This is a genomic window from Acidovorax sp. DW039 (genome assembly GCF_037101375.1).
Classification (GTDB): Bacteria; Pseudomonadota; Gammaproteobacteria; order Burkholderiales; family Burkholderiaceae_C; genus Acidovorax.
Genome location: NZ_AP029019.1, coordinates 1,142,891 through 1,168,895, shown reverse-complemented (window position 1 = coordinate 1,168,895; position 26,005 = coordinate 1,142,891). Strand labels below are relative to the sequence as shown.

The 26,005-nt window shown below is 64.1% G+C and carries 25 protein-coding genes; 11 read left to right on the top strand and 14 right to left on the bottom strand.

All coding sequences use genetic code 11. The features are described 5' to 3' along the window. The first annotated feature begins 75 nt into the window (after positions 1-75). The 5 genes from AACH87_RS05225 to arsB all read left to right on the top strand — a co-directional run bounded on the left by AACH87_RS05225 (position 76) and on the right by arsB (position 5,684). Positions 76-2,670, top strand: a complete 2,595-nt coding sequence (locus AACH87_RS05225) for an EAL domain-containing protein (protein ID WP_338797698.1) — start codon at positions 76-78, stop codon at positions 2,668-2,670. A gap of 175 nt (positions 2,671-2,845) precedes the next feature. Then, complete coding sequence (locus AACH87_RS05220; RefSeq protein WP_338797697.1) at positions 2,846-3,535, top strand: DUF3334 family protein; 690 nt, start codon at positions 2,846-2,848, stop codon at positions 3,533-3,535. Between the two features lie 91 nt (positions 3,536-3,626). Continuing rightward, the gene (locus tag AACH87_RS05215; RefSeq protein WP_338797696.1) at positions 3,627-3,953 is read left to right on the top strand and encodes a metalloregulator ArsR/SmtB family transcription factor; all 327 of its coding nucleotides are present in this window, start codon (positions 3,627-3,629) and stop codon (positions 3,951-3,953) included. A 103-nt stretch (positions 3,954-4,056) separates the two neighbouring features. Then, entirely contained in the window at positions 4,057-4,569 is a 513-nt protein-coding gene (locus AACH87_RS05210) for an arsenate reductase ArsC (protein WP_338797695.1), read from the top strand. A gap of 23 nt (positions 4,570-4,592) precedes the next feature. Then, a complete protein-coding gene (gene arsB, locus AACH87_RS05205) occupies positions 4,593-5,684 on the top strand; it encodes an ACR3 family arsenite efflux transporter (RefSeq protein WP_338797694.1) in 1,092 nt (363 codons plus the stop codon). Positions 5,685-5,782: 98 nt separating this feature from the next. On the opposite strand, the gene AACH87_RS05200 is transcribed toward arsB, so the two are convergent. The 6 genes from AACH87_RS05200 to tauD form a co-directional block, all read right to left on the bottom strand. Continuing rightward, positions 5,783-7,786: a family 2A encapsulin nanocompartment cargo protein cysteine desulfurase gene (locus tag AACH87_RS05200; RefSeq protein ID WP_338797693.1), complete on the bottom strand. Its 2,004-nt coding sequence runs from the start codon at positions 7,784-7,786 to the stop codon at positions 5,783-5,785. 12 nt (positions 7,787-7,798) lie between these two features. Next, positions 7,799-8,731, bottom strand: coding sequence for a family 2A encapsulin nanocompartment shell protein (locus AACH87_RS05195; RefSeq protein WP_099656507.1), 933 nt, complete (start codon positions 8,729-8,731; stop codon positions 7,799-7,801). A gap of 152 nt (positions 8,732-8,883) precedes the next feature. Next, positions 8,884-9,153 (bottom strand): helix-turn-helix transcriptional regulator, encoded by a 270-nt coding sequence (locus tag AACH87_RS05190; protein ID WP_338797691.1) that lies wholly within the window; start codon positions 9,151-9,153, stop codon positions 8,884-8,886. Beyond that, positions 9,150-10,082, bottom strand: coding sequence for a serine O-acetyltransferase EpsC (gene epsC, locus AACH87_RS05185; RefSeq protein ID WP_338797690.1), 933 nt, complete (start codon positions 10,080-10,082; stop codon positions 9,150-9,152). The genes AACH87_RS05190 and epsC overlap by 4 nt, the downstream gene beginning before the upstream one ends. Positions 10,083-10,135: 53 nt before the next feature. Further along, complete coding sequence (locus tag AACH87_RS05180) at positions 10,136-10,615, bottom strand: rhodanese-like domain-containing protein (protein WP_338797689.1); 480 nt, start codon at positions 10,613-10,615, stop codon at positions 10,136-10,138. A gap of 91 nt (positions 10,616-10,706) precedes the next feature. Next, on the bottom strand, positions 10,707-11,540 hold the full coding sequence (gene tauD, locus AACH87_RS05175) for a taurine dioxygenase (protein WP_338797688.1): 834 nt from the start codon (positions 11,538-11,540) through the stop codon (positions 10,707-10,709). A gap of 205 nt (positions 11,541-11,745) precedes the next feature. Here tauD and tauA point away from each other — a divergent pair, with 205 nt between their 5' ends. From tauA to AACH87_RS05160, 3 genes are all read left to right on the top strand, one after another. Beyond that, entirely contained in the window at positions 11,746-12,747 is a 1,002-nt protein-coding gene (gene tauA / locus AACH87_RS05170; protein WP_338797687.1) for a taurine ABC transporter substrate-binding protein, read from the top strand. 145 nt (positions 12,748-12,892) lie between these two features. Further along, positions 12,893-13,699, top strand: coding sequence for an ABC transporter ATP-binding protein (locus AACH87_RS05165; RefSeq protein ID WP_338797686.1), 807 nt, complete (start codon positions 12,893-12,895; stop codon positions 13,697-13,699). Continuing rightward, on the top strand, positions 13,696-14,607 hold the full coding sequence (locus AACH87_RS05160) for an ABC transporter permease subunit (RefSeq protein ID WP_338797685.1): 912 nt from the start codon (positions 13,696-13,698) through the stop codon (positions 14,605-14,607). Before AACH87_RS05165 ends, AACH87_RS05160 begins: the two co-directional genes overlap by 4 nt. A gap of 167 nt (positions 14,608-14,774) precedes the next feature. Here AACH87_RS05160 and AACH87_RS05155 read toward each other — a convergent pair whose 3' ends face one another. The 4 genes from AACH87_RS05155 to AACH87_RS05140 form a co-directional block, all read right to left on the bottom strand. Next, positions 14,775-16,058 (bottom strand): aminotransferase class I/II-fold pyridoxal phosphate-dependent enzyme, encoded by a 1,284-nt coding sequence (locus AACH87_RS05155; RefSeq protein ID WP_338797684.1) that lies wholly within the window; start codon positions 16,056-16,058, stop codon positions 14,775-14,777. 227 nt (positions 16,059-16,285) lie between these two features. Next, positions 16,286-17,236, bottom strand: a complete 951-nt coding sequence (locus AACH87_RS05150) for an ABC transporter substrate-binding protein (RefSeq protein ID WP_338797683.1) — start codon at positions 17,234-17,236, stop codon at positions 16,286-16,288. Between the two features lie 209 nt (positions 17,237-17,445). Continuing rightward, on the bottom strand, positions 17,446-18,597 hold the full coding sequence (locus AACH87_RS05145; protein WP_338797682.1) for an acyl-CoA dehydrogenase family protein: 1,152 nt from the start codon (positions 18,595-18,597) through the stop codon (positions 17,446-17,448). After that, positions 18,594-19,412, bottom strand: coding sequence for a class II aldolase/adducin family protein (locus AACH87_RS05140; RefSeq protein ID WP_338797681.1), 819 nt, complete (start codon positions 19,410-19,412; stop codon positions 18,594-18,596). The genes AACH87_RS05145 and AACH87_RS05140 overlap by 4 nt, the downstream gene beginning before the upstream one ends. Before the next feature lie 270 nt (positions 19,413-19,682). Here AACH87_RS05140 and AACH87_RS05135 point away from each other — a divergent pair, with 270 nt between their 5' ends. Then, a complete protein-coding gene (locus AACH87_RS05135) occupies positions 19,683-20,699 on the top strand; it encodes an ABC transporter substrate-binding protein (RefSeq protein WP_338797680.1) in 1,017 nt (338 codons plus the stop codon). A 190-nt stretch (positions 20,700-20,889) separates the two neighbouring features. On the opposite strand, the gene AACH87_RS05130 is transcribed toward AACH87_RS05135, so the two are convergent. Next, positions 20,890-21,291, bottom strand: coding sequence for a hypothetical protein (locus tag AACH87_RS05130; RefSeq protein WP_338797679.1), 402 nt, complete (start codon positions 21,289-21,291; stop codon positions 20,890-20,892). 424 nt (positions 21,292-21,715) lie between these two features. Beyond that, entirely contained in the window at positions 21,716-22,285 is a 570-nt protein-coding gene (locus tag AACH87_RS05125; protein WP_338797678.1) for a hypothetical protein, read from the bottom strand. Positions 22,286-22,479: 194 nt separating this feature from the next. Between AACH87_RS05125 and AACH87_RS05120 the strand changes: the two genes are divergently transcribed. Then, positions 22,480-23,070 (top strand): molybdopterin-dependent oxidoreductase, encoded by a 591-nt coding sequence (locus AACH87_RS05120; RefSeq protein WP_338798858.1) that lies wholly within the window; start codon positions 22,480-22,482, stop codon positions 23,068-23,070. A 103-nt stretch (positions 23,071-23,173) separates the two neighbouring features. On the opposite strand, the gene AACH87_RS05115 is transcribed toward AACH87_RS05120, so the two are convergent. Continuing rightward, on the bottom strand, positions 23,174-24,193 hold the full coding sequence (locus AACH87_RS05115; protein WP_338797677.1) for an ABC transporter substrate-binding protein: 1,020 nt from the start codon (positions 24,191-24,193) through the stop codon (positions 23,174-23,176). 3 nt (positions 24,194-24,196) lie between these two features. Further along, on the bottom strand, positions 24,197-25,303 hold the full coding sequence (locus tag AACH87_RS05110) for an LLM class flavin-dependent oxidoreductase (RefSeq protein ID WP_338797676.1): 1,107 nt from the start codon (positions 25,301-25,303) through the stop codon (positions 24,197-24,199). A gap of 201 nt (positions 25,304-25,504) precedes the next feature. On the opposite strand from AACH87_RS05110, the gene AACH87_RS05105 reads away from it, so the two are divergent. Next, complete coding sequence (locus AACH87_RS05105) at positions 25,505-25,990, top strand: SRPBCC domain-containing protein (RefSeq protein WP_338797675.1); 486 nt, start codon at positions 25,505-25,507, stop codon at positions 25,988-25,990. Positions 25,991-26,005 lie beyond the last annotated feature (15 nt).

The window sequence follows — 26,005 nt, the reverse complement described above, 5'->3', positions numbered from 1 at the left end:
GTAAATTGGCGCAAGATGGTGGGCGCGCAGGCCCTGCACTGGCCCAGTGCCCCAGCAACCTACAGGCAGCTATTTGTGGAACTCAGTCGCGACTTTCAGCGCCGTAAGGATTTCTTGTCGCTCACAGCCGAAGACGAGCGCGCCCTGCGCCGCCTGCATGGTTTGCTGGGCGACGAAGCGCCCGGATTTGTTGAGGCGTTCTACGACCACCTGATGTCCTTCAGCGAGACCCGCGCGCTGATACCCGACGAAGCCACGCTGAGCCGACTGAAGAAGCTGCAGTCCGGCTACTTCAAATCCCTGGTTGCTGGTGTGTACGACCGCCCTTATCTGGAAGACCGCCTGCGCGTAGGTCTGGTGCACGCCAAGGTCGGCCTCTCCCCCGGCTGGTATCTGGGTGCCTACAGCCACTACCTCACCGATCTGATGCCGCGCATCGCCCATGGCATTGCAGGCGTTCCTGCTGATGAGCTGCTTGCCACCTTCCAGGCGCTGATCAAGGTGGTGTTTCTGGACGTGGGGCTGGCCATAGATAGCTACATCGCCCATCGCGACGAACTGATTGCGGACCTGCGTGATTACGGCGCTGCGTTTGCCAACCTGCCTTACGGCACCATGGTGGCCACTGCAGACCTGAAGGTGGTGTTTGCCAACCGCGCTTTTGAAAAGCTGTTCGGGTTTGCGCCCAACAGCCTGCGGGGCTGCCCGCTTTCCAACGTGATGGATGTGGACAACATCACCACGCTGATCAGCGCCGCCTTGCGGCAGCAGAACGTGCGCGAGACGCTGGAGGTACGCCCCCACCACAACCCGCTGGCGGTACCCGTCAGCATCACGGCGCATATGCTGCCCCTGTCGGATGCAGGACAGGAGCAGCGCCTGCTGCTGGTGTTTGAAGATCTTCGCGAGCAGACCCAGCTCACGCGCGACCTGCTGAACGCCCAGGCGGTGGCCAACATCGGCACCTGGCAGACCCACTTTGACGGGCACTTTGCCCTCACGCCGCAGGCGGCACGTCTGTTCGGCTGGCCTGTGGCCAAGCCTTTCACCTATCCAGACTTTCTCTCATGCGTGCACGAGGACGACCGCGCACGCGTGGATGGTGAATGGAACACGGCGCTCAAGGTGGGGCGCTTCCGGTTTGAATGCCGGGTGCATTCATCGCCCGGCGCCCGCTGGGTGGAGGCGCGTGGGCTGATTGAAAAAGACAGCCAGGGCAATGCCATTCGCGCTTATGGCACGGTGCTGGACATTTCTGACCGTAAGGCCACCGAACAGGCCATGGAGCGTCTGGCGTTCTATGACTCACTCACCGGCCTGCCCAACCGCACCAACGGCATGATGCTTGCACAGCAGATGCTCGACCAGGCCCGCTACCGCGGGCAGGCGGCTGTGGTGCTTTTTGTGGACTTGGACCGGTTCAAGGAAATCAACGACACCCACGGTCATATCGTGGGCGACAACGTGCTGGCGGAGCTGGCCACGCGGTTTCGCGCCGCATGCGCTCCGGAGGATGTGTTTGCGCGTGTGGGTGGAGACGAATTCATGTGCGTCTACGCCCTGGCACCTGACGAAGACAAGCTGCTGCGCGCACAGCAGCTGCAGCAGGCGCTGACGCGGCCTGTGCTGATCGACAGCCTGCGCTTTGAAGTCGGCGCCAGCATTGGCGTAGCCACCTTCCCCGACCAGGGAGAGAACGTGGAAGACTTGCTCAAGCACGCTGATATCGCCATGTACGAGATCAAGGCGCGCGGCGGCGGCAGCCATCTCTACTCCAACTCTCTGGGCATGAAGCTGGAGCGGCGCATTTCGCTGGGCACCAAGCTCGCCAAGGCGCTGGCCCAGTCGCAACTGCAATTGCACTACCAGCCCAAGGTGCATCTGGCCACAGGCGAGTTGCGCGGGGTGGAGGCCCTGTCCCGCTGGTGTGACGAAAACGGCCAATGGATCAGCCCCGGCGAGTTCATTCCCGTGGCCGAAGAGCGTGGACTGATTGGCGAGTTAGGAGACTGGACACTGACCCAGGCAGCCCGCGATATCCGCCACTGGCAGGAGTCGGGAGCGCGGGTCATTCCACGCGTGGCGGTGAACGTCTCTGCCTCGCAGATGATGGACGAGAGCTTTGCCGAACGGGCCGAGCGCCTGGTGCGTGCCCAAGGTGTCGAGCCCCGCATGGTAGAGCTGGAGATGACCGAGTCAGCGCTGATGAACGAGCCTGAAAAAGCCCGGCATGTGGCGTCCCGACTGGTGCAGGCGGGCTTCAGGCTGTCCATCGACGACTTTGGCACCGGATATTCGTCGCTGGAGCGGCTGCAAAGCTTTCCCGTCTTCAAACTCAAGATCGACATGTCGTTCGTGCGAGGCATGGACACCCACTCGGGCAATTGCGCCATCGTCACCGCGGTGATCGGCATGGCCAAGGCGCTGAAGCTGGAAACCGTGGCCGAAGGCGTGGAGACCGAAGCCCAGGCTACCTTGCTGACGCAGCTGCAATGCGATGAAGCTCAAGGGTATCTGTACTCAAAAGCCATCCCTGCCGGGCTTTTGCTTGAGCAATGGCTCATGCAGGGCGCACCTGCAGCGATTTCAGCACCTGCGGCTACCACGGCAGTCGCGCAAGCACCCGAGCAGACACGACAAGAATCACCCACACCTGCAGCCGCCAAGTGATCTAGTTGGCCCACGCACAGCAGCTTTGCAGCGCAGCAAGGGCAACCCGAATGTTGCACGGCCTGTAAACCTGTTGCGCACAGCCCCCAACAAGGGCAATGCATCTGGCTGCCAACCCTTTCCTGGCCTATGCTACGGCACAGGATTTACCTTTCAACCTATTGCACTTGCCATCATGAGCCACACCAACAACCCCGTCGTATTCGGCACCGAAGACCTGCTGATGAGCCTGTGCAACTCCGTCACGCGCGTTCTGAGCGTTGCCACCCAAAGCCAGGTGCACTATTCCGGCATGGTGCAGCGCATCACCAAAACCTGCCTGAAGCCCGACATTGGCTGCTTTGTGCTGTTTGACGGCGGCTTCTCGGGCCTGGTCATCATCAACTTCTCTGCACAGGCTGCGATGGAGCTGTACCAGAGCTACCTGCTGAGCATGGGCATGTCCAAGGACGATCTGGTGTCCTCCTACACCTCTGACGAAGTCAGCAACGTGATGGGCGAATTGATGAACCAGGTGGTGGGTGACTTCACCGGCAAGATCCGCCGCGAACTGCAGACCCACATCACCCAGAACCAGCCCAAGATGCTGGTGCTGAACAAGCAGGTGATGTTGAGCGTGGACGCCAACCTCGACAACCCCGAGGCCCGCCGCGTGACCTTCTACACCGGCAACAACAACATCTTCTATCTGGAGCTGGCCATCGATCGCACCGAGTTCGTCAAGCTCTACGACTTTGAACCCCAGGAAGCACCCGACCCAGACGCGCTGATCGCCCAGGCCAACCAGCCTGCAGCCCCGGCAGCCGCTCCAGCAGCCTCCATGGATAGCGACACAGACGACCTGCTCAAATCGCTCGGGATGTAATTCCCAGGAACCCCACCAAGGCAGTCTCCGGGCTGCCTTTTTTATTGCCAACCTCTTGCTCTCAATTCCATAAGTCAAATATCATTGAATTATGGAAATCAATGAAGCAGTCAAAGCCATGGCAGCGCTGGCACAAGCATCCCGGCTGGAAATCTTTCGGGCACTGGTGGTGGCGGGCAGCGAAGGTATGACCCCTTCCGCCCTGAGCGAGACATTGGGCGTGGCGGCCAACACCCTCTCCTTCCACCTCAAAGAGCTGAGCCACGCAGGATTGGTGGCGCAAGAGCGTGCGGGCCGCAACCTGATTTATCGCGCGCAGTTTGATCGCATGAATGCTCTCATCAGCTACCTCACAGAAAACTGCTGCCAGGGCCAACCTTGCATGCCTGCCTCCGGTCCAACTGGCTGCGCATGCTGATCTGCGGGGCTTTCACAGCCCCGACACCTTCGCCAAGCCCAATGCTGCATCCCCGCCTCGGCCACAGGCCCAGGCATTCCATCCTGGTCACCCGGAGCCCTGCATGACAGACACCCACCCGCCCCTGAACGTCCTCTTCCTGTGCACGCACAACTCAGCGCGCAGCATCCTGGCCGAGGCCCTACTCAACGCCATGGGCGAGGGGCGTTTCAAGGCCTATTCCGCGGGCAGCAGCCCGCGAGACAACCAGCAGCCCCATCCGCTGGGCTTGCAGGTGCTGCGCAATGCAGGCATTGCCACCGATGGCCTGCGCAGCAAGAGCTGGGACGAGTTTGCGGCCCCCGATGCGCCCCACATGGACCTCATCATCACCGTGTGCGACAACGCCGCAGGCGAGGTCTGCCCCATCTGGCCCGGCCACCCTGCCACAGCCCACTGGGGTTATGCAGACCCTTCCGCCGGTGACGGCACCGAGGCGCAAAAGCTGGAAGCCTTCCGCAAAACCCTGCACGACATCCAGCGCCGCCTGTCACTGCTGATCAGCCTGCCTGCCGACAAATTGCAGCACGCCATGCTGCAAAGCACGGCGCGTGAGCTGTCCGCTTCCACGCACTGACGCATCTCTGCTCCCCACACCCCATGACCACCACAGCCTCCCCTCATCACCACCCGTCGGCGCATCTTCCAGACACCCGCAGCATGAGCGTGTTTGAGCGCTATCTCACCGTCTGGGTGTTTCTGTGCATCGTGGTGGGCATGGCGCTCGGTCACCTATGGCCCGGCGTCTTCCAGGCCGTGGGCCGCATGGAAATCGCCCAGGTCAACCTGCCCGTGGGCTTGCTGATCTGGGTGATGGTGATCCCCATGCTGATGAAGGTGGACTTTGGCGCACTGGGCGAAGTGCGCCAGCACCTGCGCGGCATTGGCGTCACGCTGGTCGTCAACTGGCTGGTCAAGCCGTTTTCGATGGCACTCTTGGGCTGGCTGTTCATCCGCCACTGGTTTGCGCCCTGGCTGCCCGCCGACCAGATCGACAGCTACATCGCCGGGCTCATTTTGCTGGCCGCCGCGCCTTGCACGGCCATGGTGTTTGTGTGGAGCCGCCTCACCGGTGGCGACCCGCTGTTCACCCTGTCGCAAGTGGCGCTCAACGACAGCATCATGGTGCTGGCCTTTGCGCCGCTGGTGGCGCTGCTGCTCGGGGTGTCGGCCATCACCGTGCCGTGGGCCACACTGCTCACTTCGGTGGTGCTGTACATCGTGATCCCCGTGGCCATCGCACAAGCCCTGCGCCGCGCCCTGCTGGCGCGTGGCCCGGCGGCGCTCGACGCCGCACTGCAGCGCATTGGCCCCTGGTCCATCACCGCACTGCTGGCCACGCTGGTGCTGCTGTTTGCCTTCCAGGGCGAGGCGATCCTGGCGCAGCCCCTCGTCATTGCGCTGCTGGCCGTGCCCATCCTCATCCAGGTGTTTTTTAACGCGGGCCTGGCCTACTGGCTCAACCGCGCCGTGGGCGAGAAGCACAGCGTCGCCTGCCCGTCGGCGCTGATTGGTGCGTCCAACTTTTTCGAGCTGGCCGTGGCTGCGGCCATCAGCCTGTTCGGCTTTCACTCCGGCGCGGCGCTGGCCACGGTGGTGGGGGTGTTGATTGAAGTGCCGGTGATGCTGCTGGTGGTGCACATCGTCAACCGCAGCAAGGGCTGGTATGAGCGTGGGCTGAACACGGATTGAGGGCAGTCTGAGCGCAGGCCAAGTACCATTCGCTAGCAAAAATATAGCTGCCAGCGCTTGAAGGATAAGCGCCAGGCAGCTTTTTTACTTCAAACCCATCACACGCGGCGCTGCGCAGCCAGGCGCTGCACCACGGCCACCAGCCGGTCAATCTCGTCCAAGGTGTTGTAGAACGCCAGCGACGGACGTACCGTGGTCTCCACCCCAAAGCGGCGCAGGATGGGCTGCGCGCAATGGTGACCGGTGCGCACGGCAATACCCTCTTCGTTCAGCGCTTTGCCCACTTCTTCGGTGGTGTAGCCCGCCAGCACAAACGACATCACGCTGGCCTTGTGGGCCGCTGTGCCAATGAGCCGCACACCCCGGATGGCGCCCAGGTGATGCATGCCGTAGTCGAGCAGCTCGTGTTCGTAGCGGGCAATGTTCTCGATGCCCACGCGGTTCACGTAGTCGATGGCTGCGCCCAAGCCTACAGCGTCGGCAATATTGCCAGTGCCTGCCTCGAACTTGTTGGGGATGGGCTGGAACACCGTCTTTTCAAACGTGACATCGGCAATCATGTTGCCGCCGCCCTGCCAGGGCGGCATGTCCTCCAGCACCTCGCGCTTGCCCCAGACCACGCCAATGCCCGTGGGCCCAAACACCTTGTGGCCCGAGAAGACAAAGAAGTCCGCGCCCAGGTCCTGCACGTCCACCCGCATGTGCGAGATGGACTGCGCCCCATCGACCAGCGCCTTCGCACCCGCCCGGTGGGCCATGGCCACGATCTCCTTGACCGGCACCACCGTGCCCAGCGCGTTCGACACCTGCGTGACGGACACGATTTTGGTGCGGCTGTTCAGCAGCTTCTGGTATTCATCCAGCAGCACCTGGCCCGAGTCGTCCACCGGAATCACCCGCAGCTTCGCCCCCTTGGCAGCGGCCAGTTGCTGCCAGGGCACGATGTTGGCGTGGTGCTCCAGGTTGCTGACGATGATCTCGTCGCCCTCACCAATGTGCTGCGTGCCCCAGCTCTTGGCGACCAGGTTGATGGCCTCGGTGGTGCCGCGCACAAAGATCACCTCGTTCACATCCGGCGCGTTGATGAAGTTTTTCACCCGCTGGCGGGCACCTTCGTAGGCGTCCGTAGCACGGGCAGCCAGTTCATGGGCTGCGCGGTGGATGTTGGAGTTTTCGTGCTCGTAAAAGTAGCTGATGCGGTCGATGACCAACTTGGGCTTGTGCGTGGTGGCCGCGTTGTCAAACCACACCAGGGGCCGCCCGTTTACCCGCTCGGACAGCACCGGAAAGTCGCGGCGAATGGCATGCACATCAAACGCAGGGTGCGCGCTGCCCGCCACCGCAGGCACCGCCCCCGCCCGCTGCGCCGCGGGGTGGCCGGGCGTGGTGTAGCCGCCGGGCAGCACCACCGCGTTGGCAAAGTAGAACTGCGGCTCTACCGATGGCACCGTGCTGGGCACGCCAGGGCCTGCCGTGGGCGATGTGACCTGGGGCACATGGGCCGCATCGAACGACTGGAAGGGCAGGCGCGACAAGGCATCGAGCCCATCCACATCCTGGGCAGACTGCGCCGCTGCGCTGCCAGAACGCTCACCCACAAAGTAGTACGGCGCAGCGGCTGCGGGCGCGGAAGGCAGTGAAGCCACCGGTGCCACACCCAACACGCCCGAACCCAGGCGCGGCTCGTAGGCAGGCAAGGTGCTGAGCACGGTGTCGGGCACACCATTGCCTGCCGAGGCATGCGGCACCAGCGCAGGGGCGCGGTGCGCCAGCGACAGCACCGGCGTAGGCGATGCAGGCAGCAGGTTGCTGCCCGGAATCTGCCCTTGCGGGATGGGCGTGCCTGGCACCGAGGGCCCCAGCCCGGCCGGGCTGGCCAGGGGCGAGCCGGCAGGGGCCAGGTTCACGGGGGCCTGCACGCCGGGTGGAAAGCCCGCCGCAGCAGGGCGCGGCACGGCAGAGGCGGCGCCAGACAAGTCAGGCGACTCGCCCGGCAGGGCCGCAAACAGGGCCGATGCCATGCGGGCCAGCGCCGCCGTGTCCAGCGGCGACTGTGGCGCAACCCCCGACGGGATCGAGGAAGTGTGAGAAAGGTTCGTCACCGCGCGGCCACCTTATTTGTAGGTGTCTGGGTAGTCGTGGTACTTGTTGATCTCCACATCGTCCAGCACGGCCAGCGCGTCGGGCGTGAGCACGGCCAGCGAGCAGTACAGCGAGATCAGGTACGACGCAATCGCATGGTTGTTGATGCCCATGAAGCGCACCGACAGGCCAGGGCTTTGCTCGCCCGGCAGGCCGGGCTGGTACAGGCCCACCACGCCCTGGCGCTTGTCGCCCACGCGCAGCAGCAAGATCTTGCTCTTGCCATCGGCCACCGGCACCTTGTCCGACGGGATCAGCGGCACGCCGCGCCAGGTGATGAACTGCGAGCCAAACAGGCTCACCGTGGGCGGTGGCGTGCCCCGGCGCGTGGCTTCGCGGCCAAAGGCGGCAATCGCCAGCGGGTGGGCCAGGAAGAAGGCGGGCTCCTTCCACACCTTGGTCAGCAGCTCGTCCAGGTCGTCGGGTGTGGGCGCGCCCGTCAGCGGGAAGATGCGCTGCTCGTCCGTCACCTGCGCCAGCAGACCGTAGTCGGCGTTGTTGATCAGCTCGCTTTCCTGGTTCTCCTTGATGGTCTCGATGGTCAGGCGCAGCTGCTCTTTGACCTGATCGTGCGGGCTGCTGTACAGGTCGGAGATGCGGGTGTGCACGTCCAGCACCGTGCTCACCGCGTTCAGGAAGTACTCGCGTGGGTTCTCTTCGTAGTCCACGAAGGTGCGGGGCAGCTGGTTTTCCTTCTCCTTGGCAGTGCACGCCACCTTGATGGCCTCGGGGTTCTTGACCTGGTTGAGGCGGTAGATGCCCGCCTCCACCGGCACCCACTGCAGCAGGTGCGTGAGCCAGCGGGGCGAGATGGTGGAAAGCTGCGGGGCCGTTTTGGTGGCGTTGGCAAGTTGCCGTGCGCCGCTATCGCTGAGTGCGGTGGTTCCGCCCACTGTTGCCGACATGTGAATACTCCGTCAGGTTGAAAACAAACAAGAAAACAAACAGGAAAGAATCAGAAAGCCCGCCAGCCCACGCAGTCCCCCTCCAGTCAACGGGGTGCGCCATAGCCAGCCAGCCAGCGATCAATGCAGTGTCAAAGCTCTGGCGCCCCGCTTCAACAGGCTATAGCCGCCAACTGCAGGCCGCGCACCAATTGCCGCTGGTGCACCGCCTCGCCGCGAGTGACCAGCACCGAGGGCGCCACGCCCAGCGCGCTGGCCAGCTTTTCGACGGTGTGCAGCGATGCGATGACGCTGCCGCGCTCGATCTCGCCCACGTACGAGCGATTGAGGTCCGACTGCTCGGCCAGCCGCTCTTGCGACCAGCCCTGCGCCTCGCGCGACTGGCGCACTGCTATGCCAAAGCCTTTGACGAGCGTGGTCACAACGACACCTCGGCCAGGATGGACGGAAAGCGCCCCGACGCCTGCGCACTGGCCTGCGTGACATGGCCGCCCGCAGGCACGTCGTGCGTAACCCACACGTTGCCGCCAATCACTGCGCCCTTGCCCAGCGTGACGCGGCCCAAAATGGTGGCGCCCGCGTAGATGACCACGTCGTCCTGCACCAGCGGGTGGCGGGGCAGGCCTTTGTGCAGCACGCCTTCGGCATCGGTGGGAAAGCGCTTGGCCCCCAGCGTCACGGCCTGGTAAATGCGCACGCGCTTGCCAATCACCGCCGTCTCGCCAATCACCACGCCCGTGCCGTGGTCGATGAAAAAGCCCGCACCAATCTGCGCACCGGGGTGGATGTCAATGCCCGTCTGGCTGTGCGCCAGCTCCGACACAATGCGCGCCAGCAGCGGCAGGCCCAGCAGGTACAGGCGGTGCGCAATGCGGTGGTGGATCATGGCCAGCACGCCGGGGTAGCACAGCAGCACCTCGTCCACACTGCCCGCCGCCGGATCGCCCTGGTAGGCGGCCAGCACATCGCTGTCGAGCAGGCGGCGGATGTCGGGCAGCGACTGGGCCAGGTCCTGCGCAGCCTTCAGCGCCAGAAGCTCCACGTCCTGCGGGTCACGCGGGCGGTGACGGTGGGTGTATTTCAGCTCCAGCACCATCTGCGCATGCAGGGTGTGCAGGGCGGCATCCAGCGTGTGGGCCACGTAAAAATCTTCGCTCTCCTGGCGCAGGTCGGGCGGGCCCAGCCGCATGGGAAAGAGCGCGCCCTTCAGCTGCTCCACCACATGCGCCAGCGCATCGCGCGACGGAAACTCGCGCCCGCCGGGCTCCTGCGATCGCTTTTGCGCATCGCGCCATTCGCGGCGCACGCCGTGCAGCGACTGCACGATCTGTTCAATGTCAAAAATGGCCATGGCGTGGTCCTCGGTGCCGTCCGTCAGTTCTGGTCAGTTCTGGTCAGTCAGGGTCAGTCCTGCACCCAGGGCAGGCCATGAAAGCGCCAGCCATCGCTGCCGCCCCGGTGCTGTTGCGCGTCGATCTCCCCCTCGAAGCCTTCAAGCACATTGAAAACATGGGCAAACCCCGCAGCCGCTGCAGCCTCTGCCGCCAGCACCGAGCGCTTGCCGCTGCGGCACAGCAGCAGCACCACGGCGTCCTTGCCGCCGTCCTTGGCCAGCTTGGCTTCCAGTTCGCGCACGAAGCGCGGGTTGCGCACCAGCGATGTGCCAGTGGCCCAGGCCACATGCAGGCTGCCCGGCACATGGCCGACAAACTTGCGCTCTTCGGTCGAGCGCACATCCACCAGCACCGCCTGACTGGCTTGCACCAGTTGCCAGGCCAGTGCGGGCGGCACGCCTCCGGCATAGGTCAGGCCCTGGGCCTGGGCAGCGGTGTGAATGGCTTGCAGTTCAGGAGCAAGGGCTTGGGTATCCAATGCGGTGGTCATGGGAGGGGCTTTCAGTCAAAAAAGGCTCTAGCGCTTATTCATCAAGCGCAAGCAGCTATTTATTTCATAGCAAAAGACACACAGAGGGGCTTCAATACGGCACATCGCCCAGCACGGTGGCGCGGTGCATCACACGGCGGTGGGGCAGGTAGTCCACCGTGGCGTAGTGCTGGGTCAGGCGGTTGTCCCAGAAGGCCAGGTCGTACTGCTTCCAGCGCCAGCGCACGGTGAATTCGGGCTTGGCGATGTGCACCCGCAAGAAGGCCAGGATCGCGTCGCTCTCCTTCTTGTCCAGCTCGACGATGCGGCTGGTGAAGCCTTCGTTGACGAACAGCCCGCGCTTGCCGCTGACGGGGTGGGTGCGCACCACGGGGTGCGGAATGTCGGGGTACTTGGCTGCAGCGCTCTCCCACACCTTGCGCTCCTCGGGCGTGCGGGCATAGCGCCGGGCGGGGAAGGACTGCACAAAGCTGTGCTCGGCATGCAGCGGATCGAGAAACTTGCGCAGCGGCTCGGACAGCGCCTCGTACGCCGCAATGCCGCTGGCCCACAGCGTGTCGCCGCCCGACGGGGGCAAATGCCTTGCCGACAGCAGCGCGCCCATGGGCGGCTTGTCGATAAAGGTCACGTCGGTGTGCCAGTTGTCGTTGTCCGGCGGGTTGTTGTCATCGGTGTCCAGCACGATGATCTCCACCGCATCCGGGTGCGTGGGGTACACGGGGTGGATGTGCAGCTCGCCAAAGCGCCGCGCCAGGTCGCGCTGCTGCACGGGGGTAACGGGCTGGTTCTCAAAGAACAGCACGTGGTGCTGGAGCAGCCCGGCCAGCAGCGCATCGCGCTGGGCGTCGCTCACGGGCTGGGTCAGGTCAATGCCGGTGACAAGGGCGCCAATGGCAGGGCCCAGGGCTTGGATGTGCAAGGTCATGGTGGCGAAAGATGGCTAAAGGCGGCTGAAAGTGGCCTCAAGCATCCCGCCAACCCGGCGGCGCACCAAGCTCGTTATTTGCATTTGCTATGTTGATTTCCTTCCATATCAACTTATTCATCTAAACATAGGATTTCCGTGACACCCCTGCACCGCAGGGCTCCCCACCTGGATCGCACTCGATCACCGACACGGAAACCGCACCATGAAACTCTGGAAACCCTTTGCCCTCGCCGCCGCAGGCACCCTCGCCCTGGCCAGCGCCTTCAGCGCCCTGGCCGCTGACAAGAACGTGGTGGTGGGCTACCAGACCGACGCCCTACCCTCGGCCGTGGCCATTGCCAATGGCGACTTCGCCAAGACCACGGGCTACCAGATCGACTTTCGCAAGTTCAACTCGGGCGCTGACGTAGTGGCCGCCATTGCCTCGGGCGATGTGCAGGTGGGCTATGTGGGCTCCAGCCCCTACGCTGCGGCCGCTTCGCGCGGGCTGGACATTCAGGGCTTTTACCTGGCCTCCATCTCGGGCACAGACGAGGCCCTGGTGGTGCGCAACGGCTCGGGCATCCAAAGCGTGAACGACCTCAAGGGCAAGCGCCTGGCCGCTGCGCCCGTGTCCACCGACCACTACCAGTTGCTGGCCCTCATCAAAAACCTGGGCCTGACCGAAAAAGACGTGACGGTGCTGGCCATTCCACAGCCCGAAATCGTGGCCGCCTACAACCGGGGCGACATCGACGGTGGCTTTGTGTGGGACCCCGCTCTCACCGAACTCAAGAAGAACGGCACCGTGTTGGTCACCTCCAAAGACGTGGCTGAAAAAGGCGCCCCCACCTTCAGCGCCTGGGTGGCTACGGGCAAATTTGCCAAAGAGCACCCCGAGTTCCTGAAGAACTACGCCGCCGTCATCGACAAATACAGCCAGTCTTTTGCCACCGACAAGGCCGCCTGGGGCCCCGACAGCGAAAACACCAAGCTGCTGGCCAAGCTGCTGGGTGGCAATCCGGCCGATCACGCTTCGGCGCTGAAGAACCTGAACCTGGTGCCCCGCAGCGAGCAGGTGACCGACGCCTGGCTGGGCGGTGGCGAAAAGTCTGGCGTGGCCAAGATCCTGAAGGAGACCTCCGCCTTCCTGAAGGAGCAAAAGAAGATCTCGCAGGTGCAGGGCAGCTACGCCAAGTACGTCACGCCCACAGCGCTGAAGTAAGAGCGACTCATAAAACTCCCCTCGCGTCGTTGTCTCGCCTTGTCGTACTGCTTGTACTGCCTGCAGCGAAACGCCTAGCCAGGACCGCTTCGCTGAGTTTTCTGAGTCCCTCTAGGCCCTGAACCACCACTACCGGAGCCCCACCATGCTGTCTGTACGCAACGCCAGCGTTTTCTTTGAAGGCCGCGACGGCCACCCGGTGCAGGCGCTGGACCGGGTCTCGCTCGACATCCCGCCACGCGGCTTTGTGGTGGCCCTGGGCACTTCAGGCTGCGGCAAATCCACCCTGCTCAATGCCATGGCGGGGTTTCTGCCACTGTCTGAAGGCAGCATCACGCTGCATGGCCGCCCCATCACCGGCCCTGGTGCAGACCGGGGCGTGGTGTTCCAAAAGGACACCCTGCTGCCCTGGAAGACCGTGGCCGAGAACGTCGCCCTGGGCCTGCAATTTGCCGGTGCCAGCCGCGCCCAACGGCGCGAGCGTGCGCTGGAGCTGCTCGAACTGGTGGGCCTGCAAGACTTTGCCAATGCGGCGCCCTATGAGCTGTCTGGCGGCATGCGCCAACGCGTGGGCCTGGCCCGTGCGCTGGCCCCCAACCCTGACATCCTGCTCATGGACGAACCCTTTGGCGCGCTGGACAGCATGACCCGCGAGCAGATGCAGGAACTGCTCGTGTCCGTGTGGCAGCGCACAGGCAAGCAGGTCTTTTTCATCACCCACTCCATCGAGGAAGCCATCTTCCTTGGCACCGAGGTCATCGTCATGTCGCCGCGCCCAGGGCGCATCGTGGCCCGGTTTGATCTGGACTATGTGCAACGCTTCGCGCGCGAAGGCAACGCCAAGGCCATCAAGACCCTGCCCGGCTTTGCACAGCTGCGCGAGCAGATCCGCGACATCGTCCACAGCGCAGAGCACACCGCAGCACCCACGGAACAAGGAGCCCTGGCATGAACGACCTGGTGTTGAACTACCTGCTGCCCACGGCAGAAAAAGGCGACGATTACGGCGATGGGTACAGCGATGCAGTGGCCCCGGCCCCTGCGCCCATCCCTCCCGCCCCGCGCACCGTCAAGCCCCGGAGCTTTGGCGTGGGCGAGCGCTCCACCGTACCCATCAGCATCGGCGCCGCGCTGGCCCTGCTGCTGACCTGGTGGCTGGTGGCGCAGACCGGCTGGGTGCCCAGCCTGTTCATGCCCACGCCTGCCGAGGTGTGGGCCACGGGCGTGACCATCTTTACCGAAGGCTATGCCAACGCCACGCTGTGGGAACACGTGGCCGCCAGCCTCACACGCATCGTCAGCGCCGCCGTCATCGCCATCGGCCTGGGTGTGCCGCTGGGCCTGCTGATGGGTCTGAACCGCTGGGCCAAGGGCGTGCTCGATGCGCCCATCGAGTTCTACTGGCCCCTGCCCCCACTGGCCTACCTGCCGCTCATGATCATCTGGCTGGGCATTGGCGAGACCTCCAAGATCGCCCTGCTGGCCCTGGCCATGTTCGCGCCCGTGGTGCTGTCGGCCCAGGCCGGTGTGCGCGCCCTGCCGCTGGAGCGGGTCAACGCAGCCCTGTCCCTGGGGGCCACCCGCAGGCAGCTGTTCACCCACATCGTGTTGCCCTCGGCCCTGCCCGAGATCCTCACCGGCATACGCATTGCCCTGGGCGTAGGCTGGGGCACGCTGGTGGCGGCCGAGCTGATCGCCTCCACCCGGGGCATCGGCTACATGATCATGTCGGCCTCGCACTTCCTGGCTACCGACGCGGTGTTTGTGGGCATTGGCGTGATTGCAGCCCTGGCCTTCTCCTTCTCGCTCGTCATGCGCCTGGCAGAGCGGGTACTGGTGCCCTGGAAAGGCAAGCAGTAAGCCTGCCCCAACACCATTCAACCCAGCAGCAAAAAGCCCGCGCCCCCTGCAAAGGGAGCGCGGGCTTTTTGTGGTTGATGCCCCAGCGATTCGGAGCGATCTGGGCGATCAACTCACATGGTTACTGCCGCATGCAGCCGCAGTCGCAGAGGCATGCAGCACTACGCTTACACCTTCTCCAGCGCCTGGGCCAAATCAGCACGCAGGTCGTTGATGTGCTCAATGCCCACTGACAGGCGCACCATGTTCTCGCTCACCCCGGCCTTGGCCAGCTCTTGCGGGTCGAGCTGGCGGTGGGTGGTGGATGCCGGGTGGGTGGCCAGCGACTTGGCATCGCCAATATTGACCAGGCGGGTAAAGAGCTGCAGTGCGTCCAGGAAGCGCGCACCGGCGGCGCGCGGGTCGGCATCGCTGCCCTTGAGACCAAAGCTCAAAATGCCCGAGGCCTTGCCGCCCAGCTGGCGCTGCACCAGCGCATGGTCCGGGTGGTCAGGCAGGCCTGCGTAGCGCACCCATTCCACCTTGGGGTGGCTTTGCAGATACTGGGCAATGGCCAGCGTGTTTTCGCAAATACGGTCCATGCGCAGGGCCAGCGTTTCAATGCCTTGCAGGATGAGGAAGGCATTGAGCGGCGCCAGCGTGGCACCCATGTTGCGCAGCGGCACCACCCGTGCGCGGCCAATGTAGGCGGCAGGGCCCAGGGCTTCGGTGTAGACCACGCCGTGGTAGCTCACATCGGGCTCGTTCAGGCGCGGAAAGCGTGCCTTGTGCTCGGCCCAGGGGAACTTGCCGCTGTCCACAATCGCGCCGCCCACGCTGTTGCCGTGGCCGCCCAGGTATTTGGTGAGCGAGTGCACGACGATGTCGGCCCCGTGCTCAATGGGGCGCAGCAGGTAGGGGCTGGGCACAGTGTTGTCCACGATGAGAGGCACGCCGTGGTCATGAGCCACCTTGGCCAGCGCGGCAATGTCCGTCACGTTGCCCAACGGGTTGCCAATGGATTCGATGAAGATGGCCTTGGTGCGACTGTCGATGTGCTGCGCAAAGCTGGCAGGGTCGCGCGGATCGGCAAAGCGGGTGGTGATGCCCTGCTGCGGCAGCGTGTGGGCAAACAGGTTGTAGGTGCCGCCATACAGCGTGCTGGCCGACACGATGTTGTCGCCCGCCTCGGCAATGGTCTGGATGGCATAGGTGATGGCCGCCATGCCCGATGCGACGGCCAGCGCGGCAATGCCACCCTCGAGCGCCGCCACGCGCTTTTCCAGCACATCGGTGGTGGGGTTCATGATGCGCGTGTAGATGTTGCCCTGCACCTTCAAATCGAACAGGTCTGCACCGTGCTGGGCGCTGTCAAAGGCATAGGCCACGGTCTGGTAGACGGGCACGGCCACCGCCTTGGTGGTGGGGTCGGGGCTGTAGCCCGCATGAACGGCAAGGGTTTCGATCTGCATCGGTGTTGTCTCTTCAGTCAAAAGGGTTGGAAGGAAGCGGGCTGCGCACAGCCACCCGGCAACGTGCGCCCGCCGTGCACCAAGAAAGGCACTCAGGCAGGCTGGGCGGCAAAGGCCATTCTGCGCCCTGGGGCAGGTAAGCGATACGAACGAATGGCTATGTGCTTATGCCCCTGGCGCACTCCCCAGCCGCCAGCCGCCCGCACTCAGATGGCACGGGCGCAGCCTCAGGCCAGGGATGAAAACTGGCTGTCAAAGGTCTTGCTCACATCCAGCTTCTGTTTGACCAGGCCCACCTTCAGGTAGAAGTCTGCCGTGCGCTGCTGGTCGGCCACCACCTGCGCATCAATGCTGAGCCAGCGGGTTGCCCGGCGCTCAAACTGCAGGCGTGCAGCTTCTTCGGGGATGCCGATGATGCGTGCCAGCGCTGCACCAAACTCCGCCGGGCGCTGGTAAGACCACACCTGAGCCCGCTCCACCCGCGCCTTGAAGTCCTGCAGTGCGGCGCGCTTGTTTTGCAGAGCCGATTCGGTGGCCGCCAGAAAGCTCAGGCCTGAAGACAGACCGCGTCCATTGACCAGCACGCGCGCATGCTTGCTGGTTTCGGCCAGCGCGGTGTAGGGCTCCCAGGTGGCCCAGGCGTCCACCGAGCCCTGGGTCAGCGCCAGCTTGGCATCTGCGGGCGGGATGAATTTGATCTGCACATCGTCGGCCGTGAGCCCCACGGATTCCAGCGCCTTGAGCGTGACGTAATGCCCGATGGAGCCCCGGTTGGTGGCAATGCTCTTGCCCTTGAGGCTGCTCGCGTCCTTGAGGGGGGACTGGGGCGTGACCAGGATGGCTGTGCCATACGGGTCAGACCGGTTGGCGGCAAACGCCTTGATGCGGCTGCCTGCGGCCAGGGTAAAGAGCAGCGGCGCATCGCCAATGGGACCAAAGTCCACCGCGTCGGCATTGAGCGCTTCGGCCAGCGGCGCGGCGGCAGGAAACTCGGTCCATTTGATGTCGTAGCTCAGGTCTTTCAGCTCACCCGCCGCTTCCAGCAGAGCCCGCAGGCCGCCCTTCTGGTCACCCGCGCGCAGCACGGTCCTGGCTTGGGCGTGCACCAGCACGGGCGAGAGGAAGGAGGCTGCAGATACCGAGGCGGTGAGCAGGCGGTGGAAGTGGCGGCGTTGCATGGTCAAACCTTGAAAGTCAGTATGCCGACCATTGCACCAGCCGCGTGGCCTGCGGCCAACGAAGCAATTTGCAGTTGGATATGCGCCCAATCGCTGCGGGCGGTGCATTCAACCAAGCACACCTGTTCACGCTGAGCCTGCTCAAGCGCAGCGCATGACTTCGACAGGCTCAGCCCGAAGGGGCGGGACTCTGACGAACAGGCCGCGCCCTACAGCCCCAGCGCCCAGCGCCCCGCCGCCACGCGTGCACTGTCGTCCTGCGGGGTGTGGATGCGGCCACACAGCACATCGCGCAAGTGGCGCTCCAGCGGGTTCTTGCGGGCCAGGCCGTGGTTGCTGGTCAGGGCCAGGGCCTGCTCCACGGCCTGCACGGCGTTACCGGTGGTGATGGACTTGATGAGCCCGCTGTGCACGGCAGACAGCGGCGCACCTTCATCAGCGTCGCGTGCCAGGCTGGCAATCAACCGCTGGTTGGTGAGCAGCAGCGCCTCGATACCGCCCAGCGCCTCTTGCGCACGCGGCAGGGTGGCCAGCGCAGCGCCCAGGCTAGCAGGTTTGCGATCGTGCAGAAAGCCCACCAGCCAGTCACGGGCAGCCTGGGCCACGCCGGTGTAGAGCGAGCCCAGCATCACAGCCATCTCCACCTGCAGCCAGGGCTCCCCACCGGCCCAGGCGGCCGGGGCGCGCAAGTCCAGCGCATGGTCGTGGGGGATGAGCACATCGTCCAGCACCACGTCATGGCTGCCACTGGCGCGCAGGCCCAGGTGGTCCCAGGTCTCCACAATGCGGATGCCGGGCAGCCCTGCCTGCACCAGAAAGCTGCCCACACGCGGCTCGGCTTCGTCAGTGCGGGCCCACACGCTGTACCAGCGCAAGATGGGCGAGCCGGTGGAATACACCTTGTGGCCGCTGATGCGCCAGCCCTCAGGCGTGCGCCGCGCCACCGTGCCGGGCAGGCCACCGCGGGCGGGCGACCCCAACTCCGGCTCCACCCGCAAGGCATTCACCAAAGACACCCCGGCAGCCGCCTCTGCCACCAGCTTGCGCGCCAATGGCTCGGGCCAGGACCGCGCCGGATGCGACCGCCCCATGCTGCGGTGCTGGATGTACTGCATGGTCAACACCAGGGCCGTTGCGGGGCAGGCGTAGCCCACGGCCCCCACCACCGCCCCAAGCTGCGCCACCGTCGCCCCCTGCCCGCCCAGCGCCTGCGGCGCAGCCAGCGTGAGCAGACCTGCACGTTGCAGGTCCTCAAAATTCTCAAACGGAAAGCTGCCCTCGGCATCGTGCCGGGGCGCTCGGTGGGCAAACTCCACCGCCAGGGTGCGCGCCGCCTGCTCCCAGGTCAGCGGCGCGTTCACTGCAACACCTCGGGCTGTTGACGCACCACAATGTCGTACAGGCTCTGAAACGCATGCTCGGCCCCGCCGGGACGGCCAATTTGTGAATGGGTGAGTGCGGCTACATCGTGCGGAATCGGGCTGGGCGTGCCCGCCGCCTCGGCCAGCAACTGGGCCTGGCAGGCGTTCTCCAGCGCGATGTACCACCACGCGGCCGACTCCACCGAAGGCCCCGCCGTCAGGATGCCGTGGTTCTTCAGAATCACGGCCTTGTGCTGGCCCAGCGCCTTGCCAATGCGAAAGCCTTCGTCCGTCTCCAGCACCACACCGCTGAAGTCATCAAACAGGCCATGGTCGCCATAGAACACACAAGAGTCCTGCGTCAGCGGGTCCAGCTTGCGGCCCAAGGTAGACCAGGCCTTGCCGTAGGTGGAATGGGTGTGGGCCGCGGCCACCACATCGGGGCGCACCTCATGCAGGGCGGCGTGGATGGCAAAGGCGGCGCGGTTCAGCGGCCCCTCGCCCACCACAATCTCGCCCTGCGCATTCACCAGCAACAGGTCTGACACCTTGATCTGCGAGAAGTGGATGCCCAGCGGGTTGACCCAGAAGTGGTCCAGCCACTCCGGGTCGCGGGCAGTGATGTGCCCTGCCAGGCCGTAGTCAAAACCAAACTGCGCAAACAGCCGGAACGCCACGGCCAGGCGCTCCTTGCGGTAGCGGCGCTCGGCCTCCAGCGTGGGACGAGCGGGGGCTGGGTCAAACCAGTCTTTGCGCTGGGGGTGGGCGTTGAACGCAAGGGTGGAGGCAGCAACGGGCTGGAGAACGGCGGACATGGCGGCGGCTTTCAGGAAAGAGGGTTGCAGAGGGAAAAACAGACCACCCCACCATAAAAGCCCCACACCCCCATGCCAACGAAGAAATCCGCGTGACCACATGCGGTTTCGGCATGAGCTGTCTCTGCTTTCACCTTGTCTGCTGCCCCAGCAGCCCCCGCATCTCCACCTGCGGCAACCGCATATCGATGCTACGCAACAGTCTTTGCGCAGCGGCATCGCTTGCCTGAATCTTGCGGCCTATTCCATTGCTACGCCTGCCCTATTGCCATGCCAGACCAACCTCCACTGAACCGCCGCCACCTTCTGCAAGCCAGCCTGGGCGCTGCCGCCTGGGCCGCTACAGCCCACACCACCGCCCTGGCGGCAGGGTCGTCGCCCCCTGCAACAGACCTTGCCAAAGTGACCTTGCGCATCGGCACCTACAAGGGCCTGTGGCGTGCGCTGCTTGCGGCTTCTGGCCAGGGCCAGACGCCTTACCGCATTGAATGGCGCGAACTGAACAACGGCGTGCTGCACATCGAAGCCCTGAACGGCGATGCACTGGACCTGGGCTCGGGCAGCGAAATCCCCGCCCTGTTTGCCGCAAGGCAAAAGGCCCAGGTGCGCTTCATCGCCATCACACGCGAAGACCTCAACAACCAGGTCACCCTGGCGCGCAAGGATGCGCCCATCCAGCGCATTGCCGACCTTAAAGGCAAGCGCGTGGGCTATGTGCGGGCCACCACATCGCATTACTACCTGAGCAAGCAATTGGCCGAGGCGGGCCTGAGCTTCAACGACATCCAGGCCATCAACCTCAGCCCCGCAGACGGCCTATCGGCCTTTGACCGGGGCGATCTGGATGCCTGGGCCATCTATGGCTACAACGGCCAGCTGGCCCGGCTGCGCTACGGCGCACGCGTGCTCAAAACCGGGCTGGGCTACCTCTCAGGCAACTTCCCCATCTACGCCAACCCGCGCGCGGTGGACGACCCGCTGCGGCACGCCGCCATCAGCGACTACCTGCAACGCCTGCGCCGCGCCTACCTGTGGGCCAACCAAAACTACCTGGCCTACGCCCAGGCCCAGTCCGCAGAAACCCGCGTGCCCGTGGGCGACCTGATTGAGCTGTGGAACAACCGCAGCACCGACTACGACCTGCGCGCCGTGGACGACACCGTGGTGCAAGGCCATCAGGCTGTGGCTGATGCGTTTTTGCAGCTGGGCGTGCTGGACGGGCCTGCGCAGGTAGCACCGCTGTGGGACAGGAGTTTCAAGGCCGCGCTGGGGGGTAAGGCGATGTAAGCATCGGCTTTTTACCAAGGCCTGCAGCGCGACGGGCGTTGTAGCACGAGCCCTAGGGGGCCGCTAAGGATGCGAGCAGTGAGGGTAAAGTGATAGGCAGAAACCGGCCAGGAAGCCGGTGAGGGCAGATGAAAGCGAACGCTCAACGTACGAATTCACGTGTGCCTATAGGCGTCCCGTTGAATGAGGGTTAGGCCACAGTTTCACGGTGCTCAACCTTTGACGCGAGTACCCAACCACTCAAACCGTACGAAGACGAAATTTCAAAGCACTTGGCCTGCTTGCGGCTGAGATGCTCCAAAGTTTGCCCAATCGATCCGCGCCAAAACAAAGGCCAACCCCACTTTTTTTCTTGCTCGAAGCGCTCAGCGTTTTGCGAAAGAAAAGTTTCCAGTGGTACTTCAGATATTGAGTACAGGATGTTGCCGCCTAGATCGTGCTCAAAGAAATAGCCTTCGACTTCAGTGAAGACAACCGAAGCGCACTTGATATCGATGGTTGATTCATACGGCCACGACACATCGAACTTGACTTGACGCTTTGCGCCTTCTACAGAATAGCCGTTGAGGTGATAGTCGTGCCAAGAACGCATGAGGAGCCTAACGTAATGTGGACCACACCAAGCCGCAGGCAATATCTGATGTGTGGGGTCTAAATTGGTTCGAAAAGAACGCGGAAAGTGGCTGGTAGCCGTAGCTTTACGGCATGCGTGCTGTATGTAAATCCAATACCAAATTCAGTCATGAACCCCGCCGCCACTCCCGTGTTGCGCGCTACACGTTGCTTGATCCGGTCCGTGCGCGAGTTCATCAAAAATACTATAGCCTGCGCACGGAGTTGGGCCATGCCCCGCGGGCTTAGTACATCGTCAGATGGCGGCTTTGTGGGTGTCGTCTGAAGGGCAGTTCAGGGCCCACTGCAGTCTTCCGACTCTGCCAATTTCAGTCATTACTCAGAGCAGAAAGTGGCTGCTCGCCTTCAGCCTTTGCACTCCTAAAACCCACCTTGAGGGCCGGTCACACTACGTCGAAAATGCCCCACCAAGGCTCAGCAAGCGGGTCTGGAGTGGGGTTGTGACGTCGGTACTCCCAAAAGTCTGCCGATAGACGGACTTCAGTAGGTGCCACGCCTCGAAAGGTCACAAACGCATCACTTCCCTTGATTTGCTGTGCGAACTCCTCGTGGTCACTTGGCGACCAAGTGACAAACGACTGACCGACGCCATACGTACTATGACGCGAGAGGTATTGGATGACGGTCATGTCCATCTTGTATTGCAGTCGGAGCCATAGCCTAATCGCGGGCCATCGAGATGCACCCTCGTCTTCGGGTGGCAAGCGCAATAGGCGATTGATTGCTATCTCAAATCGCGTGCCTCGATCCTTCGTTCCCAGATGTGCATCAAATGCAAGTCCGTCGCCACAGGGGTTCAGCACTGGGTATGCAGCAGCCGTGGCGCGAAACTGACTCATCGCAGTCAATGCGTCTCCCAGATTCAATGTCTTGAGCGATAGTCCCTGCTTCTTGAGAAATGCACGCATATCCTTCTCGACTTGCGGCGCGGCAATCCGCCCTTGAATTGTCATTGGTAGGTGGTCGTGTTGAATGTCTGGTAGTGGCCGGATTCTGCCCCACGACGAGAGACGCGAGTGGGCCCATAGCGCCGCCTCATTCATTTCAAAACGCGCAATAGATGCGCCCACAAAACCCGGACTCTTCCCTGCAACCCCCGCCCCGCGTACCATCCTTCCCTCACCTGAAGGGGACCATGATGACGACGATGAACAAGCGCAATTTTGTGGCGGCGGGCGTAGGGATGGCCAGCCTGTGGGGCACTGCCAGCGTGGGCCACGCTGCGGCCAAGTTGCCGCAGGGGCCCACCTTGCTGACCATCAGCGGTGCGATCACCAAGCCTAACCGGGGCGCGCTGGACACCACCATCGATCAGATGATGGGCAAGCAGGGAGTGCTGTTCAACGAAGCCCATGCACTGGATGCTGCAGCACTGCAGCGCATGCCTTCGGTCACGATCAAGCCCACGCTGGAGTACGACGCCCAGCGCCACACGCTGCAGGGCCCCCTGCTCACCACTGTGCTGGCGGCGGCCGGTGTGCCCCAGGGCAGCAATGTGCACCTGGTGCTGCGCGCCATTGATGGCTACACCGTGCAGATCAGCCTGGCTGATGCACAGGCCTACCGCATGATCGTGGCCACCCACATTGACGGCAAGGCGATGGCGCTGGGAGGCCTGGGGCCCCAGTGGGCGGTGTACGACGCAGACGTCATTCCCGCCTTTCAGGGCAAGTCGCTGAAAGAGCGGTATGCCCTGTGCCCCTGGGGCATTTACCACATCGAAGTGCAAAAGAGCTGAGAGCCTGCAGATCCAGCGGCAGACCTAAAAGCTCTGTTTTTGATAGCTGCCAGCGCTTTATTGACGAGCGCTGCAGCCATTTTTTCTCAAATCATCCTCCACCTCAGGCACCGGCTCGCCACACCTGCGTGTCGGTGATGGCCGCCACATCCACCCGCGCGGGCAGGATGCCGTCGCGGGCGGAACGGTCGGCCACGGTTTGCAGGGCGGTGATGTCGGCCTGCGTGACGGGCCGGGAGGCTATGGCGGCGCGGGCGGTGATGGTGCGCGCAGCCTCGATGGGCAGGCGGGTGAGTTGGGCGTAGACCTGCGCATAGGCCTCCCGATTGGCCAGAGCCCACTCGCCAGCGCGGGCCAGGCGATGGAGGTACTGCACGATGGCAGCGCGCTTGGCGGGGTCGGCCAGGGCGGCGTCGGTGGCGGTGATGAAGCCCAGCGCGGTGTTGATGCCGCGCCCGTCGCGCAAGATGCGGCCGCCTTGCTGCAGGGCAATGGTGTAGTACGGGTCAAAAATGGCCCAGGCGTCGATTTGCTTGGACGCGAACGCAGCAGCGGCATCGGTGGGCAGCACGAACTTGACGGTGACTTCTTCGCGCTTGACGCCCGCCTCTTCCAGCGCGCCGTAGAGCTGGTATTGAGAGATGCTGCCACGTGCGGACGAGACGATCACGGTCTTGCCCCGCAAGTCGGCCACGCTGCGCAGGGGCGAGTTGCCTTGCACCACGATGCCCAGCGAGTCGGGCTGGCCGACGCGGGTGGCAACGATCTTGAGCGGGGTCTTGCCCACGGCGGCGGCCAGCACGGGCAGGTCGCCCGCCATGGCGGTGTCTACCGCACCGCTGCGGTGCGCCTCAAACAACGGGGCTGCGCCCTGAAAGTTGGCCCAGCGCCAAGCAAAGGGCGCGCCGTCCAGCGTGCCAGCGGCCTCGAACAGCGCCTTGAGCCCCCCGGCCTGGTCGCCCAGCACCAGCGACGGCTGCGCGGCATTTTGGGCCCAGGCTGCGCTGCCCCACCCTGTGCTGGCCACGGCCAACGTGGTGCCCACGCCTTGCAACCAGGCGCGGCGGGTGCTGGCAGGAGTGCGTTCAGCCACTGGGGCCGACAGAGACATTCGCTGTGCCATCGCTCAAGCCGCCTTTCGTTCAGCGGGCTGGGCTGCACGCTCTGCATCGCGCTCGGCCACTTTGGCGCGCACCAGGGGCAGTAAATCGCGGCCGTAGGTAATGGCGTCCAGCAGCGGGTCAAAGCCCCGGATGAGGAAGGTGGTGATGCCCAGGTCGTAGTACTTGAGCAGGGCGTTAGCCACTTGCTCAGGCGTGCCCACCAGCGACGTGGTGTTGGAGCGCCCGCCGGTTTCACGCGCGATGGCCGTCCACAGGTGTTCGTCCACGCGGTCGCCCTTGGCGGCATCGGCCAGCAGGCGGCGGGCACCCTCGCTTTGCTGCGGGCCGCCGCGTGCGTAGCCTTGGTCTACACGCAGGCGGCGGGTTTCTTCCAGGATGCGGTAGGCGCGGGTCCAGGCTTCGTCTTCCGTCGCGCCCAGAATGGGGCGGAACGAGATGCTGAACTGCACGGTGCGGCCATGGCGCGCAGCCTCGGCGCGCACGCGGCGCACCAGGTCGCCCGCTTGCTCCAGCGATTCGCCCCACAGGGCGTACACATCGGCGTGCTTGCCAGCCACCTGCAAGGCAGGGGCAGATGCACCGCCAAAGTAGATGGGAACGTAAGGCGCCTGCACGGGCTTGACTTCTGACCACGCACCTTTGACGCGGTAGTACGCGCCCTCGTGGTCAAAAGGCTTGTCAGCCGTCCACACCTGGCGCAGCAGGTCCAAGTATTCGTCGGTGCGGGCGTAGCGCTCGTCATGGCCCACAAAGTCGCCATCGCGCTGCTGGTCTTCGTCCGACCCGCCGGTGATGTAGTGCACCGCCACGCGGCCACCGGTGTAGTGGTCGAGCGTGGCGAGCTGGCGCGCGGCCAGCGTGGGCGCCACAAAGCCGGGGCGGTGGGCGAGCAGGAATTTGATTTTGTCGGTGACCGAAGCGGCGTAGTTGACGGTGAGCAGCGTGTCGGGGCTGGAGGAGCTGGCGGGCACCAGGATGCGGTCAAAGCCCGCGTGCTCGTGCGCCTGGGCAAACACCCGCACATAGGCCGGATCGACCGCGGGGCCCTTGCGGGTGATGGTTTCAGAGACTTCGTGCGGCTGGATCATGCCGATGAACTGGACGGGCATAGCGGGCTCCTGAGGGTGTGAGAGAGATTCCTTTCATGATCCGCACCTGCACACGCCAAGCCAACGAAGAAAAACGTGTTTGTAAACTCCGGCTTTGCATACCATGTGGGTTGCACTGCAGGATGCAATGCAAGCGTGACTGCGCCGCCCCGACGGCGCGACCACCGACGGACAGGACGTGCTTATCGCCAGGAGCCCCCGATGTCATCCACACCCCAGACCAGCGCCGCCCCATCGGCAGCCACTTCAGCAGCCACACTGGCCACCGAACGCGTGCTGCACGCCAGCCCGCGCAAGGTGTTCCAGGCCTTTCAGCAACCCGAGCTGCTGGCCCGCTGGTGGGGCCCCGCCGGGTTCAGCAACACGTTTGAGCAGTTTGACTTCACCCCCGGTGCACGCTGGGTGTTTGTGATGCAGGGCCCGGACGGCAAGCGCTACCCGAACGAGTGCGTGTTCCGCGCCATCGAGCCGAACGCAGGCGTGGTGATTGAGCATGTGGTGGCACCCCACTTCACCCTGACCGTGCAGTTGCACGCGCAAGGCGATAACCACACGCGCCTGACCTGGGCGCAGACCTTTGAAACCGCAGAGCTGGCGGCCCAGCTGCGCGACCTGGTGGTGCCCGCCAACGAACAGAATCTGGACCGGTTGCAGGTGGTGCTGCTGAGCCAGTCGCAACGGGCGTAACCCACAGGCAGCAGG

Coding starts and splice junctions, on each gene's coding strand:
- AACH87_RS05180 (WP_338797689.1), bottom strand. CDS start 10,615: ATGACCACCGCATTGGATACCCAAGCCCTTGCTCCTGAACTGCAAGCC.
- AACH87_RS05150 (WP_338797683.1), bottom strand. CDS start 17,236: ATGCAACGCCGCCACTTCCACCGCCTGCTCACCGCCTCGGTATCTGCA.
- AACH87_RS05110 (WP_338797676.1), bottom strand. CDS start 25,303: ATGCCCGTCCAGTTCATCGGCATGATCCAGCCGCACGAAGTCTCTGAA.
- AACH87_RS05195 (WP_099656507.1), bottom strand. CDS start 8,731: ATGTCGGCAACAGTGGGCGGAACCACCGCACTCAGCGATAGCGGCGCA.
- AACH87_RS05165 (WP_338797686.1), top strand. CDS start 12,893: ATGCTGTCTGTACGCAACGCCAGCGTTTTCTTTGAAGGCCGCGACGGC.
- AACH87_RS05155 (WP_338797684.1), bottom strand. CDS start 16,058: ATGCAGATCGAAACCCTTGCCGTTCATGCGGGCTACAGCCCCGACCCC.
- AACH87_RS05120 (WP_338798858.1), top strand. CDS start 22,480: ATGAACAAGCGCAATTTTGTGGCGGCGGGCGTAGGGATGGCCAGCCTG.
- epsC (WP_338797690.1), bottom strand. CDS start 10,082: ATGGCCATTTTTGACATTGAACAGATCGTGCAGTCGCTGCACGGCGTG.
- AACH87_RS05140 (WP_338797681.1), bottom strand. CDS start 19,412: ATGTCCGCCGTTCTCCAGCCCGTTGCTGCCTCCACCCTTGCGTTCAAC.
- AACH87_RS05125 (WP_338797678.1), bottom strand. CDS start 22,285: ATGACAATTCAAGGGCGGATTGCCGCGCCGCAAGTCGAGAAGGATATG.
- AACH87_RS05115 (WP_338797677.1), bottom strand. CDS start 24,193: ATGGCACAGCGAATGTCTCTGTCGGCCCCAGTGGCTGAACGCACTCCT.
- AACH87_RS05160 (WP_338797685.1), top strand. CDS start 13,696: ATGAACGACCTGGTGTTGAACTACCTGCTGCCCACGGCAGAAAAAGGC.
- AACH87_RS05105 (WP_338797675.1), top strand. CDS start 25,505: ATGTCATCCACACCCCAGACCAGCGCCGCCCCATCGGCAGCCACTTCA.
- tauA (WP_338797687.1), top strand. CDS start 11,746: ATGAAACTCTGGAAACCCTTTGCCCTCGCCGCCGCAGGCACCCTCGCC.
- AACH87_RS05130 (WP_338797679.1), bottom strand. CDS start 21,291: ATGCGTTCTTGGCACGACTATCACCTCAACGGCTATTCTGTAGAAGGC.
- AACH87_RS05210 (WP_338797695.1), top strand. CDS start 4,057: ATGACAGACACCCACCCGCCCCTGAACGTCCTCTTCCTGTGCACGCAC.
- tauD (WP_338797688.1), bottom strand. CDS start 11,540: ATGACCTTGCACATCCAAGCCCTGGGCCCTGCCATTGGCGCCCTTGTC.
- AACH87_RS05220 (WP_338797697.1), top strand. CDS start 2,846: ATGAGCCACACCAACAACCCCGTCGTATTCGGCACCGAAGACCTGCTG.
- AACH87_RS05215 (WP_338797696.1), top strand. CDS start 3,627: ATGGAAATCAATGAAGCAGTCAAAGCCATGGCAGCGCTGGCACAAGCA.
- AACH87_RS05135 (WP_338797680.1), top strand. CDS start 19,683: ATGCCAGACCAACCTCCACTGAACCGCCGCCACCTTCTGCAAGCCAGC.
- arsB (WP_338797694.1), top strand. CDS start 4,593: ATGACCACCACAGCCTCCCCTCATCACCACCCGTCGGCGCATCTTCCA.